Below are 19,220 nucleotides of genomic sequence, written 5' to 3' on the forward strand. Positions count from 1 at the left end.
CAGAATCGGTTTCTGAAAGGTTAACGCGCCTCACCGGCCATGCGCGCTGTGGCGCGGCGTACCAGCATGTGCAGCAGGATCGAGAACACGCCCAAAGTCAGCATGGCTGCAAACATCAGATCGGTCTTGGCCCGGCCATTGGCCAGCAGCATCAGGTAGCCCAACCCTTGCGAGGACCCAACCCATTCGCCGATCACCGCGCCAATCGGTGCATAAACCGCCGCCAATCGCATCCCCGAGGCCAGCGAAGGCAACGCCGCCGGGATACGGATGTGCCACAGAACCGAACGCGGGCTTGCCTGCATCGTGCGCGCCAGATCAAGGTACCCGGGCGGGGTCCTCATCAGACCGTCAAAGAAAGATGAGGTGATCGGGAAGTAGATGATCAGAACCGCCATCGCGACCTTGGACCAAAGGCCGTAGCCCAGCCACAGGGTCAGCAGCGGCGCCAGCGCGAATACCGGCAGAGCCTGGGTGAACACCAGCATCGGCTGCACCAACACCCGTGCGGCCCGTGAATTAGCCAGCTGCAGTGCGGTGACGACGCCTAGAACCGTACCAACCGCCAGGCCAATCACGACCTCAACCGCGGTAATCCAAGTATGTTCCGCAATCACCCAGCGGTTCTGCCACCAGGTCTCGGCCACAAGCGCCGGACCGGGCAGGATGAATTTGGGCAGGCCGGTCAGGCTGACAATCGCCTGCCAGACGGCCAACGCAAACAGGGTTGCGGCGAGGGCAGAGAGGAGTTTCATGCCGCCTCTCTCAATAGTTTCAGTAGCGCGCCTTGGGTTTCCAATGTCTCCAGATCATCCACATGGCGCGGTGCGGGCGCGGCAGGCGGAGCACAGGGCGTCAGCCCCTGCTGCGTCATCACGACGATGGATTGGCCCAAACGTGCGGCCTCGGCCGGGTCGTGGGTGACCAGAAGGACCGTCCGGCCCTGCAGCGCCTCTGCGGCCAGATCCTGCATGTCCGCGCGGGTGCGCGCGTCGAGGGCCGAGAATGGCTCATCCAACAGCACGATGGGGCGATCTTCCATCAGGGTCCGCGCCAAGGCGACGCGCTGTCGTTGGCCTCCGGACAGCTCCGACGGTTTCTTGGCCATGTGATCTTGCAGGCGCATCCGTTCAATCAGACGGTCCCGGCGATCCAGATCGGGTTTCTCACCCCGCAACCGCGCGCCGAGCGAGACGTTTTGCGCCACCGTCGCCCAAGGCAGCAGCAGGTCGTCCTGCGCCATATAGGCGACACGTGTTGGGACCGTTTGGCCATCGCTGGCCATGATCTGACCGGTGAAATCCGCGCCTGTCTCCAACCCTGCGATCAGGCGTAGAACCGTGGTTTTGCCAACGCCCGATCCACCTAACAGACAAGTCCACTGTCCCGCCCCAAGGGTAAGGGACAGCGGTGCGAACAAGGGCGTATCGCCAATACTCGCGTGTCCGCTGATAGTTAGATCGGGCGCCGGGGTCATGGGGTCAGACCCATTTGCCAGAAATTGACCTCTAGCTCTGTGGCGGTTCGGAAGGTCTGGCACAGACGATCCCAGCGCGGAGAGGCCTCGATATCCGCCCCAAGACGTCGTGTTAGAGCCGAATCCAGCAGTTCGCCGGCCGCCTTGCACGCACCCTGGTAGTCCTCACCAGCATAGGTATTGATCCAGTCGCTATAGGTCTCGGATGTGGCCTCGGAGGCCAGTCGAGACCCGATTTCTCCGTATCCGATCACACAGGGTGCCAGCGCTGCCAGCAAGTCCAACAGATCGCCACTATACCCGGCCTCCAGCACGAACCGCGTATAGGCAAGATTTTCGGCACGTTCCGGGGTTGCAAACAGCTCCTCCTGAGAGATACCGGCCGCTTCGCAGGTCCCGATATGCAGCTGCATCTCTTCTGCGACCAAAGCGTTCACGGTGCCCACAGCCGTCAGCATTTCGGAATGCGTTTCTGACTTCACCACCGCCAGCGCCCAGGCGCGGCTGAAATGGATCAGGAACACATAATCCTGACGCAGGTAATGCAGGAACGCCTCTCGGGGCAGAGTGCCGTCCTTCATCCCTTCAACAAAGGCGTGGCGGGTGTAGTCCCGCCACGGTCCCTGCGCCGCATCACGCATCAGTGTGAAGGCCTTGCCATAGTCGCTCATTGCGCGGTCACGTCGATGGTGATGTCGCTGACCGGCAGAACGCTATCAATCATGCCGCTTTCGTTCAGGAAGGTCTCAAATCGGGCATAACGGCCCGCATCAAAACCCGCCGGGCGCAGAGCAAAGCGCGGCAGAGTGTCGACCCACGCGCGAGCATTCAGTTCATCCTGCAACTCGGGCGAAGTCGCGGCGAAAATCTCCCAGCTTTCTTCGGGATTGTTGACAATGTACTGGGTCGCTTTTTCGGTCGCCGCCAGGAAACGCGCGATCTTGTCCTTATCCATCGTCTCGGGGTTGGCGACGTAGATCAGTTCGTCATAAGACGGCACGCCCTCTTCCTCGATATAGAAGCAGGTGCCGGGGCGGCCTTCGATATCCATCTGGTTCAGCTCGAAGTTGCGATAGGCACCGATCACCGCATCCACTTGGCCGGTCATCAGCGACGGTGAGAGCGAGAAGTTCACGTTGATCAATTCAACATCGTCCAGAGTCACGCCATATTTACCCAGAACGGTGGTCAGAACAGCCTCTTCCACGCCCGCGACCGAGAAACCGATTTTCTTGCCCTTCAGGTCCGCAGGCGACTTGATCGGGCCGTCTTCCAAAACCAGTAAGCAGTTCAGAGGGGTTGCGACCAGCGTACCGACGCGTTTCAGCGGCAGGCCTTCGTGGATCTGAAGGTGCAGTTGCGGCTGATAGGATACGGCAAGTTCGGCCTGACCAGCAGCCACCAGACGCGGCGGAGCGGACGGGTCGGCGGGGGGAACGATCTCAACCTCGAGGCCCTGCTCGGCAAAATAGCCGTTTTCCTGCGCCACGATGATGGGCCCATGATCGGGGTTGATGAACCAATCCAACAGAACGGTCATCGTGTCTTCTGCCCAGGCCGGCGCAGCGGCCAGAAGGGCGATGGCTGTCATCAGCTTTTTCATGTCTCGCGTTTCCTTTTCACTCACGAGGTTGAGGCCGCGACGAGGACAATCTCGCCCGGCCAATCCGGTTCAATCTGTTCAGCCGCACGCCAGGCGCGCAGGCCGGTTGCACAGCACAAAGCCAGTCTTTTAGCTTTGTTAGGCTCTGATTTCAGGTGCTCCACGCTTAGGCGACGTGCGAGAGGATGGATGGGTTGAGGAGCTTCGTCTTCACTCCGCAGCTCAACAATCACATCATTTGAGGACAGTTGCGAGGCGGCAACGAAGGCGAAGGATTGCTCAGGCTCAGGCGCGGCATCAAAACGGAAGCTAGAGCTTCGGAAGGTCTGGGCATCCACCTGCACCATCAGGCCAAGGGGCGACGGGTCGAGGCCGAGGAGCAAAGCCAAAGCCATCTGCGCCTGCATCGCGCCGATCATCCCCACGACCGGTCCCAGCACACCTGCCGTGGCACAGCTCGCCCCGCTGGTTGGTGCGTCGGGGAACACGGCCCGCAGTGAAGGCGCACCGCCGCAAAACGCACCAACATAGCCAGACAGGCCCAACACCGAGGCACTGACCAAAGGTTTTCCCAAGGTCAGGCAGATATCCGAAAGCGTGTAGCTGGCGGCATAGCTGTCCGCACAGTCGAGAATCACATCGGCCTGTGAAACAAAACCGGCCGCATTCTCTTTTGTTAGAGCCTGTTTTTGCGCGGCGACGTCGATATCAGAATTCAAAGCACGGCAGCGATCGGCTGCAACTTCGGCCTTTGGGCGTCCGTAGTCTGCCTCAGTAAACAGCGTCTGCCGATGCAAGTTCGACAGGGCCACGTCATCCGCATCGAGGATCGTGAAATGCCCAACGCCTGCCCCGGCCAGCAAAGGCAGAACCGGAGCCGCCAATCCGCCCGCCCCGACAACCAGAACCCGCGCCGAGGACAGGCGCGCCTGCCCTTCGGCCCCGACCTCAGGCAGGATCATCTGGCGGGCGTAGCGGCTCATCTGGTGGCCTCGATCCATTGGCGGACCCGCGCCTCGGGGTCGGCGTTCAGGGTGATGTCCGTGACGACCGAGACAATGTCGGCACCCGCCTCAAGCACGCCGGGCGCGCGTTCGACGCTCATACCACCGATCCCGACCAGAGGGATATCGCCCACACGGGCCTTCCACTCGGTGACTCGCGGCAGGCCCTGCTGCTCCCACTTCATCTTTTTCAGGATCGTCGGATAGACCGGCCCCAGCGCGACATAGTCGGGGTCCATGGCCAGAACGCGCTCTAGCTCATTATCATCATGGGTGGAAACGCCCAGCTTTAGGCCCGCTTTTCGGATCGCTTTGAGGTCGGCATCATCCAAATCTTCCTGCCCTAGATGAATCCAGTCGCAGCCCGCATCAATGGCGGCCTGCCAATAGTCATTCACCACCAGAACCGCGCCATACAGATTGCACAGATCGCGAGAAGCCGCGATCTCGGCCCGGACGATATCGTCCGGCTGATCCTTCATGCGCAGCTGCACCAGCTTTACACCCAAGGGCAGCATCCGCCGCAGCCAGTCGGAGTGGTCAAAGATCGGGTAAAAGCGGTCCAAGCTCATGACAGGAACGCCTTTCCAACGACAGGGGTTGAGGGTTCGGCCATGTCCCGCGCCTCGATCGGGTCGGCCTGATGGGCCAGCTGCCCGGCCTCAACCGCGCGCATCATCGCCTTTGCCATCAAGACCGGATCACCGGCGCGCGCGACGGCTGTGTTCAGCAATACGGCGTCATATCCCAGCTCCATCGCGTGGGCCGCATGGCTGGGCAGGCCGATCCCGGCATCAATCACCAGCGGCACATCCGGGAACTCGGCCCGCATCGCGCGCAGGGCATATTCATTGTTCAGCCCCCGGCCCGAGCCGATTGGCGCACCCCAGGGCATCAGAACCTCACACCCGGCCTCAAGCAACCGCTCGCCCACGATCAAATCGTCGGTGGTGTAAGGGAAGACCTCGAACCCATCCTCGGTCAGGAAGCGCGCGGCCTCGACCAGCTGGAAGACGTCCGGCTGTAGGCTGTCGGTATGGCCGATCAGCTCCAGTTTGATCCATTTGGTCTCAAACACTTCGCGGGCCATATGCGCGGTGGTCACCGCCTCTTTCACCGTGTGACACCCGGCGGTGTTGGGCAGCACCAGCACGCCCAGATCACGGATCATCTGCCAAAAAGTCTGCCCGGCCCCCGATTCCCGCCGCAGAGAGACAGTCGCCACACCCGCGCCGCCGTCGCGGAACGCCTGTTCTAGGATAGCAGGGCTGGGATATTGCGCGGTGCCCAGCATCAGCGGGTTGGGTAGATCGACGCCGTAAAAGCTTTTCATCCTCACCCTCCTTGCATCGGCGACAGGATTTCGACCCGGTCACCTTCGGACAGGGCATGGGCAATGCGCAGGCTGGAGGGCACGAATTCCTCGTTCACCGCCGTTGCGACACGGCCCGAGAAGCCGCATTCCTCTAGCAGTTCTGCCAAGCTGGAGGCCTTTACCTCCTTGGGGTCGCCATTAAGCACGATCTTCATCGACCATCTCCGAATGTTTGTTCTCAAGCGCCAGATCGGCCACGCCTTGTGCCAAGGCAGGGGCCAACAGGTAGCCATGGCGGTAGAGGCCATTGGCATAGATCGTCCGACCCAAGCGTCGGATACGCGGCAGGTTGTCAGGAAAGGCAGGGCGCAGATCGACGCCGATTTCCAGCACCTCAGCCTCACCAAAGGCCGGGTTCAAAGCGTAGGCCGCGCTGAGCAGTTCCAGCATTGAGCGCGCGGTGATACGGCTGCTGTCTTCGCTTTCGATCATGGTCGCGCCCAGCATGTAGACGCCCTCGCCACGCGGAACGATGTAGAGCGGCATCCGCGGATGCAGCAGGCGCACTGGACGGTTCAGCGTCACATCGGGGCAACGCACCACCAGCATCTCACCCTTTACGCCACGCAGGTCATGCAGGTATTCGCGCGCATGCAGCCCTCGACAATCGATTGCGTTTTCCAGCTGTGCAGGTGCCAGTTTGCGGTGGAATTCGACGCCCTTGTCTTTGAGACCTCGGTGCAGGTCTAGCAATGCCTGACGGGGGTCAAGATGTGCTTCTTGGTCGAAGTACAATCCTTTTCCGAATCCATGCAGATCAGGCTCTAAATTCGCGATTTTCGCCCGGTCTACTTCGGAATAAGAATTCGTCCGGCGGGCAAATCTGCGTAAATCTGGGATGTCCCGCGCATTTGCCACGACCAGAGTACCGCATCGTTGCACAGTTGTTCGGGAGGCCCACCACTCGATGGCAGATTGACCGAGCCTAAGGACAGGTTCCTCCGCGTTTTCATACTCGCACCACGGGGCCAGCATACCGCCCGCCCACCAGGAACAACCATGCGGGCCTGGGGGGCCACCGGGATCGAAAACCTGTACCTTTGCCCCGCGCGAGACCAGCTCGGACGCAACGGCCAAACCAGCTACACCGGCGCCTATGACGGACCAGAGGGTCACGCAGGCCAAACCCGGTGGAAGTGATGAACAGGTCCGTGGCCGGCACCGATCTTCAGCTCATCAGCCCGCGCGATTGCGCCCTGCAGATACTCGTGCGCCTGCGCCACGGCATCGACAAGCGTCAGGCCTTGGGCCAAACCGGCAGCGATAGATGAGGACAGCGTGCAACCCGTTCCATGGGTGTTTCGGGTGGCCTTCCTTGGGGCCTGAAATTCGGCAATCACCCCGTTTTCGTCGATCAGCAGATCATGGCAGACATCCCCCTTGCCATGACCGCCCTTCATCAAAACCGCTTGTGCACCCAAAGCGCACAGCGCTTTGCCCTGTTCAACCATCGCCTCAGGCGTGTCGGCATCACCTCGATCCAGCAAACATGCCGCCTCGGGTAGGTTTGGCGTCAGAACGGTTGCACGGGGCAGCAGAACGTCGCGTAGCGTTTGAACTGCCTCATCGGCCAGAAGGGCATCACCGGATTTCGCAATCATCACAGGGTCCAGAACGACCGGTCCTTGAAACTCGGAAATCCCCTGCGCCACGGTCTCAATAATCTCCGGCGTCGCCAGCATTCCGATCTTGATAGCGCGCACATCCAGATCGCTGAGCACCGCTTGGATCTGGGCCGAGATGACCTCCGACGGAATACCATGCACGGCCGTAACTGCCTGCGTGTTCTGAGCAGTAACGGCGGTGATCACGCTGGACCCGAAAACACCCAAAGCCGACATCGCCTTGAGATCGGCCTGAATGCCCGCGCCGCCGCCGCTGTCGGATCCTGCTATGGTCAAGGCAATAGGTGCCACGTCGTTGCTCCATCTATTGTGAGCAACTCGGGCATGGAAAACGTCTGTTTGCTTTAGACCGTTCCCTACGCCGGAATTGCCCGGATCAGGTTCGATGGGTTAGCGCTTGCGCCTCTCAGCCCTTCGATAAGGGCACCCCAACGGTTGATGCGGACAATCTCAGGACCGTTCTGGAAAATCAAGCCTCAATCCACGTATCGTATGGCCAATATCTTCAATAAAATAAGGCCAGAGGAACGGTGGAGTTTGCGGGAATCTGGCGCAAGCTTCGAAGCTATTTGCGACAGCAGAATGGAGGAACACATCCTTTGGAAGGCCGAGCCACCCGGCGACAGAGACGTGTGGGGCGGCGGGATCAGAACCTCGATCGAAAAAGGCCGCCCCAGTTGGAGCGGCCTGAACTTAGCTTTTCATCCCGTCCCAGAAGGACTTCACGGATGAGAAAAAGCTTTTTGATTCTGGATGGTTATCCTCACCCAAATCATCAAACTCACGCAAAAGTTCTTTCTGGCGAGAGGTAAGGTTGACCGGAGTTTCCACAGCCAGTTCGATGAACATGTCACCGATGCCACCACCCCGCAAAGCAGGCATGCCCTTTCCGCGCAGGCGCATTTGGCGACCCGACTGGCTGCCCGCCGGGATCTGCACCCGTCCGCGCCCGCCATCAATGGTCGGCACCTCGATGGACCCGCCCAGCGCGGCTTTGGCCATGCTGACAGGCACGCGGCAATAGAGGTTCACGCTGTCGCGTTCGAACAGTTTGTGGTCCGAGACCTCAACAAAGATATAGAGGTCACCCGGAGGGCCGCCGCGCATGCCGGCTTCACCCTCACCCGCCAGGCGGATGCGTGTACCGGTCTCAACACCGGCGGGGATATTGACCGACAGCGCGCGTTCTTTTTCCACACGACCCGCGCCATTGCAGGATTTACAAGGGTTTTTGATGATCTGCCCAAGGCCCGAACAGGTCGGACAGGTGCGTTCAACTGTGAAAAAGCCCTGCTGAGCCCGGACCTTACCCATGCCAGAGCAAGTTGGGCATGTCGTAGGTTCGACGCCACCCTCTGCACCCGAGCCATCACAGGCCGAACAAGCCACGGCTGCGGGGACGTTGATGGTTTTCTGCAGGCCCGAGAAAGCCTCTTCGAGCGTTACGCGCAGATTATAGCGCAGGTCGGACCCGCGTGCCGCGCGACGTCCGCCGCCGCCACCACGTTGTCCGCCCATGAAGTCGCCGAAGAGATCATCGAACACATCCGAGAACGCGCTGGAGAAGTCACCCTGACCAAATCCGCCGCCCGGACGGCCACCACCGCCCATGCCATTTTCAAAAGCGGCATGACCAAAACGGTCGTAGGCTGCTTTTTTGTCAGCATCGCGCAGCACGTCATAGGCTTCGTTCGCTTCTTTGAACTGCGCCTCGGCATCCGGGTTGTCTTTGTTGCGGTCGGGATGCAATTCTTTGGCTTTCTTGCGAAAACCTTTCTTGATCTCATCCGCAGATGCGCCCTTGGTGACACCAAGCACATCATAGTAGTCGCGTTTTGACATCAGTTTTCCCTTCTGCCTCAACGTAATCGGGCCGGCCCGGCAAGCGGACCGGCCCAGATTGGCCCGGTTACCGGTTACTTACGCTTGTCGTCGTCCAGATCTTCGAACTCGGCGTCGACAATGTCATCATCCGCAGGACCTGCGTCTGCTGCTGCAGGCTCTTCCTCGCCCTCTTCGGCTTGCGCCTTGTAGATGGCTTCGCCCAGCTTCATAGCAGCTTCGGTGACGTTCTGGATGCCAGACTTGATCTTGTCGGCGTTCTCGGTTTCCAGCTCGTCTTTCAGCGCGGCAATTGCAAGCTCAATCGCTTCGATCGTGGTCGGATCGACCTTGTCGGAGTGCTCTTCCATCGACTTCTCGGTCGAATGGATGAGGCTTTCCGCCTGGTTCTTGGCGTCGACCAGCTCGCGGCGTTCCTTGTCGGCTTCCGCGTTCTCTTCGGCGTCCTTGACCATCTTTTCGATGTCCTCATCGGACAGACCGCCTGAGGCCTGGATGGTGATCTTTTGCTCTTTGCCGGTACCTTTGTCTTTTGCCGAAACCGAGACAATACCGTTGGCGTCGATGTCAAAAGTCACCTCGATCTGAGGCATGCCGCGCGGTGCCGGCGGGATATCTTCGAGGTTGAACTGACCCAGGATCTTGTTGTCCGCAGCCATTTCACGCTCACCCTGGAACACGCGGATGGTCACGGCGTTCTGGTTGTCCTCGGCGGTCGAGAAGACCTGAGACTTCTTGGTCGGGATCGTCGTGTTGCGGTCGATCAGACGGGTGAACACGCCACCCAGCGTCTCGATGCCCAGCGACAGCGGGGTCACGTCCAGCAGAACCACGTCTTTGACGTCACCCTGCAGAACACCGGCCTGAATGGCGGCGCCCATGGCAACCACTTCGTCCGGGTTCACACCTTTGTGGGGCTCTTTACCGAAGAATTTGGTGACCTCTTCGATCACTTTCGGCATCCGGGTCATACCACCGACCAGAACAACTTCGTCCACGTCAGCAGCCGACAGACCTGCATCTTTCAGAGCAGCGGCGCAAGGCTTCATCGACTTTTTGATCAGGTCCGAAACCAGTGATTCCAGCTTGGCACGGGTCAGTTTCATGACCATGTGCAGCGGCTGACCGTTCGACCCCATCGAGATGAACGGCTGGTTGATTTCGGTCTGCGAGGTCGAGGACAGCTCGATCTTGGCTTTTTCAGCGGCTTCTTTCAGACGCTGCAGGGCCATTTTGTCCTGGCTCAGGTCGACACCGTGTTCCTTTTTGAACTCGTCCGCCAGGTAGTTGACGATGCGCATGTCAAAGTCTTCACCACCCAGGAAGGTGTCACCGTTGGTCGACTTAACTTCGAACAGGCCGTCGTCGATTTCCAGAATGGTCACGTCGAAGGTACCGCCACCAAGGTCATAGACCGCGATGGTTTGGGTTTCTTCTTTATCCAGGCCATAGGCCAGAGCAGCCGCTGTCGGTTCGTTGATGATGCGCAGAACTTCCAGACCGGCAATTTTACCGGCGTCTTTGGTGGCCTGACGCTGTGCGTCGTTGAAGTATGCTGGAACGGTGATAACCGCCTGCGTGACTTCCTCACCCAGGTAGCTTTCTGCGGTTTCCTTCATCTTGCCCAGAGTGAAGGCCGAGATTTGGCTTGGGGAGTACTTTTCACCGCGGGCTTCAACCCATGCGTCCCCGTTGCCGCCATTTACGATGGCATAGGGCACCATTTTCTTGTCTTTTTCGACTTCGGCATCATCTACACGACGACCGATCAGACGCTTGACGCCAAAAATCGTGTTGTCGGGGTTGGTGACCGCCTGACGTTTTGCAGGCTGACCGACCAGTCGCTCATCTTCAGTGAAGGCGACGATCGAGGGCGTGGTCCGCGCCCCTTCGGCGTTTTCGATGACCTTCGGCTGCGAGCCATCCATGATCGCAACACACGAGTTGGTGGTGCCGAGGTCAATCCCGATTACTTTTCCCATATTTTCAATCCCTTTCTCTTCAAGGCGATGTCCCGAGGGCCGGACCCGTTATGGCATCCCGTCCCCGATCTGATGTGCGCGACAGCACTACACCATCGCGCGTCCCGGCGTATATAAGGGCCGGACCAGAGGCCTGCAAGCATTCTGAATTGCAGGTTTTCGGGAATCTGCGGCCTTTTTTGGCAAGGATTTGGTAAGGAATGGGGAATCCGGCATGGCTCGGCTGCTTTTACGGGGATTTGAGATCAGGAAAGGCTATCTGGACAATGCCGCCCAGCGCCGGCTGATCGATGCGCTGCGCCCGATTCTGAAATCTGCACCCCTGTTCCGCCCCGTGACACCATCGGGCAAAGAGATGTCGGTGCGCATGACGTCTGCCGGAGATTTGGGCTGGGTGACGGACAAGGCGGGCTACCGCTATCAGGACCAGCATCCCGGGGGCATGAACTGGCCCAAAATCCCCGAACCTGTCCTTGCGATCTGGCAGGATCTGGTGGGCCCAGAGCGCGCACCGGATTGCTGCCTGATCAACTACTACGGCGAAGACGCGAAGATGGGCCTGCACCAGGACAAGGATGAGGCCGATTTTTCGTGGCCTGTGCTGTCGGTCTCGCTCGGCGATGACGCGCTGTTCCGCATCGGCAACACAACACGCGGAGGCAGGACGGAATCCATCTGGCTGAACTCGGGCGATGTGGTGATCATGGGCGGCCCAGCGCGATTGACCTATCATGGCGTAGACCGCATCCGGTTCAAGTCATCCAAACTGCTGCCCAAAGGCGGGCGGATCAACCTAACCCTGCGCGTTGCGCGTTAGCGGCGCGCGCTCCAACTTTGTGAGACGTGTTTCTTGGTGAAGAAAACGCCCAGCAGGCCGATCATTAGCAGCGCGACGCCAACCCAGACTGCGTATTCCCAGCTTGTGTTGCGCGGGTAATAATTTCGAAACACATAGCCTCGACACTGGTCGATCAAATGAAACAGGGGGTTCCAAGCGAATAACATCAACATGTATCCGCCCAGCGCATTGGCTAGAAACATCTTGCCAGAGAAGATCATTTGTAACCGTCGGTACACCGTGGTCAGTATGCCTGCCGTCATTGGAAACCAAGGTCGCAGCGCCATCAGAACCAGCCCAACAGCGCATCCTGTGAACCACGACAAAAGCACCATCGCAAAGGCAGGCCCCGGCTGTTCGATCACCAATGGTTTTACTGCGGCATGGTAGATGAACAGGATGACAAACATAGTCACCATCATGGTGTAGAGCGTCCCGAGCGCCGTGGCCACGATCGTGATCACCATGTTCATAGGTGAGTGCAGCATCATCGGGTTGTTGCCCGCTCCCACACCCGCGACCTGTTTCACAGCCCGGATATGCAGCAAGAACAGGAACACGCCCGACAAGAGATACAAAACAAGGTCACCACGCACCTTGGCCACCCGCGTGCCCATAAAGGACATAATCAAGTAAAACACCAGCACCATCACAAGGACCTGGATAATACTGCGCAAAATCGCGACCACCGCGTTTGCGTGTTGGGTCCGGATATCGCGCACAACCGCATGAAAGATCAGCTCGGCCGTGGTGAAGGCACCACCCAGCAGGGTCTTGTTATTCCTGAAATAGAACACGTGTCGGGTCTTTCCTGCTCTGTTGACCTCAGTCTTTCACGAATACCTTGCCGTTCGGTAACCAGCACATCATAAGTCCGTCACCACATTCGATCAACAAACCACCAAATCGGAGCTTTTTTGTGACCTACGACGCCCTTATCCCCGTCATCCGACGTCTGGCACTGGAAGCCGGTGACAAGATCATGGATATCTACAACTCGGATACGTTCGATGTGAAGGTCAAATCCGACGAAAGCCCCGTGACCGAGGCTGATGAGGCCGCCGATGCGTTGATCTCAGAAGGGCTGCGCGCCGCCTTCCCCGACATCCTGCTGGTGACCGAAGAACAGGCCGCCTCGCATTCCGAAAAGGGCGAAACATTCCTGATCGTTGATCCGTTGGATGGCACCAAGGAATTCATCAATCGGCGCGGAGATTTCACCGTCAATATCGCACTGGTCGAAAACGGTACCCCCACGCGCGGTGTCGTCTATGCCCCTGCGCGCGGTCGCATGTTCTACACCCAAGCCGATGGGCAATCGGTCGAGGAAACCGGCGCATTGGACAAAGCCCACGCGGGGGAGATCACGCCGATTTCAGTCTCTAACCCGGACAATTCCGCCCTTTTGATCGTTGCGTCTAAGTCGCACCGGGATCAGGCAACCGAGGATTACATCAACAAGTACCAGGTGCAGGACAGCAAGAGCGCGGGCTCGTCCCTCAAGTTCTGTCTGGTCGCAACGGGTGAGGCGGATCTCTACCCGCGGGTCGGGCGCACGATGGAGTGGGACACCGCCGCCGGGCACGCTGTGCTGGCGGGGGCAGGTGGTCAGGTGGTCCGGTTCGACGACCACACACCGCTGACTTATGGCAAGGACGCCTATGCAAACCCGTTCTTCATCGCCTACGCTCCGGGTGTTGAGTTGAAGGAAGCCTGATGTCCGTTCTGATCGCCATTCCCGCCCGCTATGCCTCATCCCGCTATCCGGGCAAACCTTTGGTGCCGCTGACCGGCGCAACGGGCAAAGCCTTGACTCTGATCGAACGCTCCTGCCGAGCGGCCAAGTCAGTATCAGGCGTGGACCAGGTGGTTGTCGCCACAGATGACGACCGCATCCGGGAGGCCGCCGAGGGGTTCGGGGCCGAGGTCGTGATGACCTCGGAAACCTGCCAGAACGGTACCGAACGCTGTGCCGAGGCACATGAGGTTTTGGGCGGTGGCTATGAGATCATCGTGAACCTGCAAGGCGACGCGCCGCTGACACCGCATTGGTTTGTCGAGGACCTGATCTCGGGGCTTCGAGCGGCACCAGAGGCGGGTGTCGCCACGCCCGTTCTGCGCTGCGACGGGGATGCTCTGAACAGCCTACTCAATGATCGCAAGCACGGGCGCGTTGGCGGAACGACTGCCGTTTTTGCCAGCGATAACAGCGCGATGTATTTCTCGAAAGAGGTGGTGCCCTTCACGTCCGACAGCTATGCGGGCACAGATCCAACCCCTGTGTTTCACCATGTCGGCGTCTATGCCTACCGACCGGATGCGTTGGCCGCCTATCCCAGTTGGCCCACTGGCCCGCTGGAGCAGTTGGAAGGTCTGGAACAGCTGCGCTTCATGGAAAACGGCCGCAAAGTTCTATGCGTCGAGGTCGAAGCCAAAGGCCGCCAGTTTTGGGAGCTGAACAACCCTCAGGACGTGCCCAAGATCGAAGCGATGATGGCAGTTATGGGGCTGGAGTGATCCCTTTTCCCCCTGACCGAGCCTGCCAAGTTGGCTTAGAAGCACCCAACTATGACCACTGGACCTGATACAAAAACGATCCTTGTCACAGGTGGTGCGGGGTATATCGGCTCTCACGCTTGCAAGGCGCTGGCGCGAGCAGGCTTTGTGCCGGTGACCTACGACAATCTTGTCACCGGCTGGCAGGATGCGGTCAAGTTTGGCCCGTTTGAGCGGGGAGACCTGCTGGACCGTGCACGGTTGGATGAGGTTTTTGCCAAATATCAACCTCAGGCCGTGATACATTTCGCAGCGCTCAGCCAGGTGGGAGAAGCCATGAAACAACCCGCGCGCTATTGGTCAAACAATGTGACTGGCTCGCTAACTCTGATCGAGGCCGCGGTGGCCTCAGGCTGTCTAGATTTCGTATTTTCCTCGACCTGCGCAACCTATGGCGACCACAACGATGTGGTGCTGGATGAGGATACGCCCCAGCACCCGATTAACGCTTATGGAGCCTCAAAGCGCACAATCGAGGAAATACTGCGGGATTTTGAGGCTGCTCATGGCCTGCGCCATGTGATCTTCCGCTATTTCAATGTGGCCGGTGCCGATCCCGAAGGCGAGATTGGAGAGCTCCACCGGCCTGAGACCCATCTGATCCCGCTGATACTGGATGCAATTGATGGCAAACGGAATGGCTTGACTGTGTTCGGCACAGACTACGACACGCCAGACGGCACCTGCATCCGCGACTACGTGCATGTTTGCGATCTGGTCGATGCACGTGTCCTGGGCTTGAACTGGCTGCAGCAGGGCAAGGACAGCCGTGTGTTCAATCTGGGTACCGGCTCGGGATTCTCGGTTCTTGAAGTTATCGAGCAGTCCAAAACCGTCACCAACCGCACTGTTCCCTACAACGTCGGACCGCGCCGCGCAGGTGATTGCACCAAGCTGGTGTCAGGCTCGGAGCGCGCCGAAGGAGAGCTGGGCTGGAGGCCAAAACGCTCAACGATAGAGACTATGATTCCCGACGCGTGGCGCTGGCATCAAACCGGCACCTACGAGAAATGAGCCGCCGTTGACCCCCGTCAGCACCCAGCTTCCCCGCATCAGCCCGGCCCAGAAATACCGGCTGCATTGGAAACGGCGTAGGCTGCTGTGGCAATCCTGGCGCAGCCGGCACCAGTTGGCCTGTTTGCAGAACAGAACCTTGGACATCCAGCGCGGAAATATTCTGACCTTCGTCACCCTGCGCAACGAGTTGGAACGTCTACCGTGGTTTTTCCGGCACTACCGCGCCTTGGGCGTCGACCATTTTCTGATCGTGGATAATGGCAGCGACGACGGATCCACCGAGTATCTCGCGCAGCAACCTGACGTTTCGCTTTGGCACACTCAAGCAAGCTACCGCGCCGCGCGCTTTGGGCTGGATTGGCTGACCTCGCTGCAAATCCGGTATGGCCACGGCCATTGGTGCCTGACAGTCGACGCGGATGAGTTGCTGATCTACGCGCATCAGGACACCCGACCCTTGCAAGACCTTACTCGTTGGCTGGAGGGGCAAGGCCGCGCCGGGTTCGGCGCTTTGATGCTGGATCTCTACCCGAAAGGCCCGCTGGGGTCGCAAACGCACGACCCGGAAAGTGATCCGACCGAGGTCCTAAACTGGTTCGACGCCGGCCCTTACCGCGCGCAACGGCAAACCCCTATGGGTAATCTATGGGTCCAGGGCGGCGCGCGCGAGCGGGTGTTTTTCGCCAATACACGCCAGCGCTCACCGACTTTGAACAAGATTCCTCTGATCAAATGGTCCCGGCGCTATGCCTATGTAAACTCAACCCATTCCGCGCTGCCCCGACATCTTAACGCGCTCTATGATGGGCCGAACGGAGCCGCGCCATCGGGCCTACTTTTGCACACGAAGTTCCTGCCCGAGATCACCGCAAAGTCGCAGATCGAGAAAAATCGCCGCCAGCATTTTCATGATCCCGACCAATTCCAGACATACTATGATGGGATCATCGCGCAGCCGGATATGTGGACCGACCAGTCCGAGGCATATACCGGTTGGTTAAAACTACAGCAACTGGGGCTGATGAATGCGGGGTATTGGCCGGATCAGTAGGGTTAGGGTCACTAACCTGTTGTAAATGCATTGCCCCTCAAGATGAAAAAATGGCATAGTCGGCGGAATCCGGGTGTTGGACACTCAGCAATCAATCCGGGGAAGCTCGCGTCAATAACAAGGGTTGGGCAGTCGCGTGGGCCTTTTGGAATCTTATCGCATGAGGTTGCGGCGCAAGCGCCGTCTCGTGCGCTGCGTCAAAAGACGGCGTGAGCTGAAGCCCATCAGCACGAATACCGCCGCCATCCGCCCGTACGATGTGTTGCTGATGAGCGTTGTCCGTAATGAGAAGATCCGCCTGCCCTTCTTTCTGGACTACTACCGCAAGCTGGGCGTGAACCATTTTCTGTTTGTCGACAATTACAGCGATGACGGCAGCCTCGAGTTTCTGCGCACGCAGCCCGATGTCTCGGTCTGGCAGACGAAAACCAGCTACAAAAAAGCGGGTTTCGGGCTGGACTGGTCCAACTATCTGCTGCGCAAATATGCGCATGGACATTGGGTTCTGACCGTCGATCCTGATGAGTTCTTTATCTATCCGTTCTGCGACACCCGCCCGATCAGCGCGCTGACCGACTGGCTGGACAGCTGTGCGGTGCGCAGTTTCGGCACCATGCTGATCGACATGTATCCCGAAGGTCCGGTAGACGATGAACCCTATCACGAGGGTCAGGACCCGTTTGAAATAGCGCGTTGGTTCGATGCCGGGAATTACATGATTTCCAAGAACCCCGAATATAAGAACCTGTGGATTCAGGGTGGCCCAAGGGCCCGTGTTTTCTTTCAGGACAACCCCTCGAAGGCCCCGGCACTGAACAAGATACCCTTAGTGAAGTGGGATCGGCGCTATGTCTATATCAGCTCAACCCATTCGCTGCTGCCGAGGGGTTTGAACCAAGTTTATGACGAATGGGGTGGGGAAAAGACCAGTGGCGCGCTGTTGCATGCCAAGCTGATCAACACCCTAGGCGACAAGGCACGCGAAGAGATGCAGCGCAGGCAGCACTATCGCGGGTCCGGTGAGTACAAGGCTTACGCCAAACAGCTAGAGGAGCAGCCCATTTTTCGCTGCGATTGGTCGCAGCAATATATCAACTGGCGGCAGCTTGAGATTCTGGGCCTCATGTCGAAAGGAAACTGGGCATGAGTTCGCTTGGCATCGTTATGCTGGTGCATACCGCCCTGGACCGGGCGGAGCAGGTTGCCCGCCATTGGACCGCCGCGGGCTGCCCTGTTGTGATTCACGCGGACGGCAAGGTCGCCGAAAAGACGTATTCAAACTTTGTCGCCTCCTGCGCGGACAACCCCCTAATCGGTTTCTCGGAGCGTCATACGTGCGATTGGGGCCGTTGGGGTATCGTCGCGGCCTCACAATCCGCATCCGAGCAGATGCTGGAGAGCTTCCCGGACGTGCGGCATGTCTTCCTATCGTCCGGCGCGTGTCTGCCTCTGCGCCCGGTGCAAGAGCTGATCGACTACCTGTCCGACCGTCCCCGCGTCGATTTCATCGAAAGTGCTACTACCGCCGATGTCAGCTGGACGATCGGTGGGCTGGACCATGAACGCTTTACCCTGCGGTTCCCGTTTTCCTGGCGCAATCAGCGCAAACTGTTTGACGCCTATGTAAAACTGCAACGGGCGACCGGCATGCGCCGCAGCATCCCAGACGGTTTGACTCCGCATATGGGCAGCCAATGGTGGTGCCTGACCCGGCAGACCCTCTCGGCCATTTTGCAGGACCCCAAGCGTAAGGTCTATGACCGCTATTTCCGCCATGTCTGGATACCGGATGAAAGCTATTTTCAGACCCTCGCGCGGATCTATTCCACGCATATCGAAAGCCGGTCCCTAACCCTGTCGAAATTCGACTACCAGGGGCGGCCTCACATCTTTTACGATGATCACCTACAATTGCTACGCCGGTCGGACTGCTTTGTTGCCCGTAAAATCTGGCCCAGGGCCGAGAGGCTGTATCACTCTTTCCTGACCGACCAGTCCAGCGCGATGCGACCGGCCGAGCCTAACCCGGGCAAGATCGACCGCGTTTTTTCCAAGGCGGTCGAGCGGCGCACTCATGGGCGGGATGGCCTCTATATGCAAAGCCGCTTTCCCCGCCACGGCAGCGAGAACGGTCTGACGGCTGCGGGTTATTCGGTGTTTCAGGGGTTCTCGGACCTGTTTGAAGAGTTCGAAACCTGGCTGGAAACTGCGACCAACACACGGGTTCACGGGCACCTCTTTGCCGCAAACCGCGCCGAATTCGCGCAGGATGAGACGATCACCAATGGCGCGCTCAGCGACAGTGCCACGTTGCGCGACTATAACCCCAAGGCGTTCCTGTCGAACCTGATCTGGAACACACGCGGTCAGCGCCAGTGTTTCCAGTTCGGCCCGCGAGACACGCAGGACATCAACTGGTTTCTGGCGCGGGACAAGAACGCGCAGATCTCGGTGATTACCGGGGCGTGGGCGATTCCGCTGTTCCGGTCAAACATGAACTTCGCCGATATTCGCTGCGAAGCTGCCCGCTTGCAACAGATCGAAAGCAAACAGCTTGAGGTGCTAAGCTCGGTTTGGACAAAAGCGCGTGTGCGGAGCTGGACGCTGGCAGATTTCATTGAGGCCCCGATGGAGCCTCTGCAAACCATTCTGGACGAGATTGCACCACAGACGTCCCGCCACCTGACCGAGGCCCCGCTTATGGTCGATCTGGCCGGCTTTGGGCAATTCCTCCAGAACCTCAAGAACCAGGGCATGCACCCGCAACTGATGGGCGACTTCCCCGTCGATGATGTGTTTGGAACCCGCACCAAGCCTTTCCGCAAACCTTATCTGGTGCAGTGATCCCCG

20 protein-coding genes and 1 riboswitch are annotated in these 19,220 nt (G+C 59.0%); of the genes, 7 read left to right on the forward strand and 13 right to left on the reverse strand.

Annotated elements, in window-relative coordinates:
* Positions 1-20 precede the first annotated feature (20 nt).
* The 12 genes from ACR0IP_RS05075 to dnaK all read right to left on the reverse strand — a co-directional run bounded on the left by ACR0IP_RS05075 (position 21) and on the right by dnaK (position 10,908).
* Entirely contained in the window at positions 21-755 is a 735-nt protein-coding gene (locus ACR0IP_RS05075) for an ABC transporter permease (protein WP_170643454.1), read from the reverse strand.
* Entirely contained in the window at positions 752-1,477 is a 726-nt protein-coding gene (locus ACR0IP_RS05080; RefSeq protein ID WP_170689509.1) for an ABC transporter ATP-binding protein, read from the reverse strand. The genes ACR0IP_RS05075 and ACR0IP_RS05080 overlap by 4 nt, the downstream gene beginning before the upstream one ends.
* On the reverse strand, positions 1,474-2,148 hold the full coding sequence (tenA, locus tag ACR0IP_RS05085) for a thiaminase II (RefSeq protein WP_480524177.1): 675 nt from the start codon (positions 2,146-2,148) through the stop codon (positions 1,474-1,476). Before tenA ends, ACR0IP_RS05080 begins: the two co-directional genes overlap by 4 nt.
* The gene (locus tag ACR0IP_RS05090; RefSeq protein ID WP_480524179.1) at positions 2,145-3,080 is read right to left on the reverse strand and encodes an ABC transporter substrate-binding protein; all 936 of its coding nucleotides are present in this window, start codon (positions 3,078-3,080) and stop codon (positions 2,145-2,147) included. The genes tenA and ACR0IP_RS05090 overlap by 4 nt, the downstream gene beginning before the upstream one ends.
* Positions 3,081-3,100: 20 nt before the next feature.
* Positions 3,101-4,063, reverse strand: coding sequence for a HesA/MoeB/ThiF family protein (locus ACR0IP_RS05095; protein ID WP_480524181.1), 963 nt, complete (start codon positions 4,061-4,063; stop codon positions 3,101-3,103).
* Positions 4,060-4,656 carry a thiamine phosphate synthase gene (locus ACR0IP_RS05100; RefSeq protein ID WP_480524183.1) on the reverse strand — a complete coding sequence of 199 codons (597 nt, stop codon included), beginning with the start codon at positions 4,654-4,656 and terminating at the stop codon, positions 4,060-4,062. Before ACR0IP_RS05100 ends, ACR0IP_RS05095 begins: the two co-directional genes overlap by 4 nt.
* Positions 4,653-5,417 (reverse strand): thiazole synthase, encoded by a 765-nt coding sequence (locus tag ACR0IP_RS05105; RefSeq protein WP_170380248.1) that lies wholly within the window; start codon positions 5,415-5,417, stop codon positions 4,653-4,655. Before ACR0IP_RS05105 ends, ACR0IP_RS05100 begins: the two co-directional genes overlap by 4 nt.
* Before the next feature lie 2 nt (positions 5,418-5,419).
* Positions 5,420-5,614: a sulfur carrier protein ThiS gene (gene thiS, locus ACR0IP_RS05110; protein ID WP_170380247.1), complete on the reverse strand. Its 195-nt coding sequence runs from the start codon at positions 5,612-5,614 to the stop codon at positions 5,420-5,422.
* Complete coding sequence (locus tag ACR0IP_RS05115; RefSeq protein ID WP_480524185.1) at positions 5,598-6,575, reverse strand: FAD-dependent oxidoreductase; 978 nt, start codon at positions 6,573-6,575, stop codon at positions 5,598-5,600. Before ACR0IP_RS05115 ends, thiS begins: the two co-directional genes overlap by 17 nt.
* Positions 6,572-7,375, reverse strand: coding sequence for a bifunctional hydroxymethylpyrimidine kinase/phosphomethylpyrimidine kinase (gene thiD / locus ACR0IP_RS05120; RefSeq protein WP_480524187.1), 804 nt, complete (start codon positions 7,373-7,375; stop codon positions 6,572-6,574). The genes ACR0IP_RS05115 and thiD overlap by 4 nt, the downstream gene beginning before the upstream one ends.
* 45 nt (positions 7,376-7,420) lie before the next feature.
* Positions 7,421-7,525: riboswitch (TPP riboswitch) on the reverse strand.
* A gap of 252 nt (positions 7,526-7,777) precedes the next feature.
* On the reverse strand, positions 7,778-8,926 hold the full coding sequence (gene dnaJ / locus ACR0IP_RS05125; protein WP_170380244.1) for a molecular chaperone DnaJ: 1,149 nt from the start codon (positions 8,924-8,926) through the stop codon (positions 7,778-7,780).
* A gap of 74 nt (positions 8,927-9,000) precedes the next feature.
* Positions 9,001-10,908 (reverse strand): molecular chaperone DnaK, encoded by a 1,908-nt coding sequence (gene dnaK / locus ACR0IP_RS05130; protein ID WP_170380243.1) that lies wholly within the window; start codon positions 10,906-10,908, stop codon positions 9,001-9,003.
* Positions 10,909-11,122: 214 nt separating this feature from the next.
* Between dnaK and ACR0IP_RS05135 the strand changes: the two genes are divergently transcribed.
* Complete coding sequence (locus tag ACR0IP_RS05135; RefSeq protein WP_480524190.1) at positions 11,123-11,725, forward strand: alpha-ketoglutarate-dependent dioxygenase AlkB family protein; 603 nt, start codon at positions 11,123-11,125, stop codon at positions 11,723-11,725.
* Here ACR0IP_RS05135 and ACR0IP_RS05140 read toward each other — a convergent pair.
* Positions 11,722-12,543, reverse strand: coding sequence for an ABC-2 transporter permease (locus tag ACR0IP_RS05140; protein ID WP_170380241.1), 822 nt, complete (start codon positions 12,541-12,543; stop codon positions 11,722-11,724). The genes ACR0IP_RS05135 and ACR0IP_RS05140 overlap by 4 nt on opposite strands.
* Positions 12,544-12,665: 122 nt before the next feature.
* Here ACR0IP_RS05140 and cysQ point away from each other — a divergent pair, with 122 nt between their 5' ends.
* From cysQ to ACR0IP_RS05170, 6 genes are all read left to right on the forward strand, one after another.
* Positions 12,666-13,463 carry a 3'(2'),5'-bisphosphate nucleotidase CysQ gene (gene cysQ, locus ACR0IP_RS05145; protein ID WP_480524191.1) on the forward strand — a complete coding sequence of 266 codons (798 nt, stop codon included), beginning with the start codon at positions 12,666-12,668 and terminating at the stop codon, positions 13,461-13,463.
* Positions 13,463-14,263: a 3-deoxy-manno-octulosonate cytidylyltransferase family protein gene (locus ACR0IP_RS05150; RefSeq protein WP_480524193.1), complete on the forward strand. Its 801-nt coding sequence runs from the start codon at positions 13,463-13,465 to the stop codon at positions 14,261-14,263. Before cysQ ends, ACR0IP_RS05150 begins: the two co-directional genes overlap by 1 nt.
* A 51-nt stretch (positions 14,264-14,314) precedes the next feature.
* A complete protein-coding gene (gene galE, locus ACR0IP_RS05155) occupies positions 14,315-15,316 on the forward strand; it encodes a UDP-glucose 4-epimerase GalE (protein WP_480524195.1) in 1,002 nt (333 codons plus the stop codon).
* 7 nt (positions 15,317-15,323) lie between these two features.
* Positions 15,324-16,370 (forward strand): glycosyltransferase family 2 protein, encoded by a 1,047-nt coding sequence (locus ACR0IP_RS05160; RefSeq protein ID WP_170689526.1) that lies wholly within the window; start codon positions 15,324-15,326, stop codon positions 16,368-16,370.
* A 160-nt stretch (positions 16,371-16,530) separates the two neighbouring features.
* The gene (locus ACR0IP_RS05165) at positions 16,531-17,517 is read left to right on the forward strand and encodes a glycosyltransferase family 2 protein (RefSeq protein ID WP_170689527.1); all 987 of its coding nucleotides are present in this window, start codon (positions 16,531-16,533) and stop codon (positions 17,515-17,517) included.
* Entirely contained in the window at positions 17,514-19,214 is a 1,701-nt protein-coding gene (locus ACR0IP_RS05170) for a DUF5927 domain-containing protein (protein ID WP_480524197.1), read from the forward strand. The genes ACR0IP_RS05165 and ACR0IP_RS05170 overlap by 4 nt, the downstream gene beginning before the upstream one ends.
* Positions 19,215-19,220: the final 6 nt, after the last annotated feature.

This window comes from Ruegeria sp. AL11 (genome assembly GCF_056540865.1).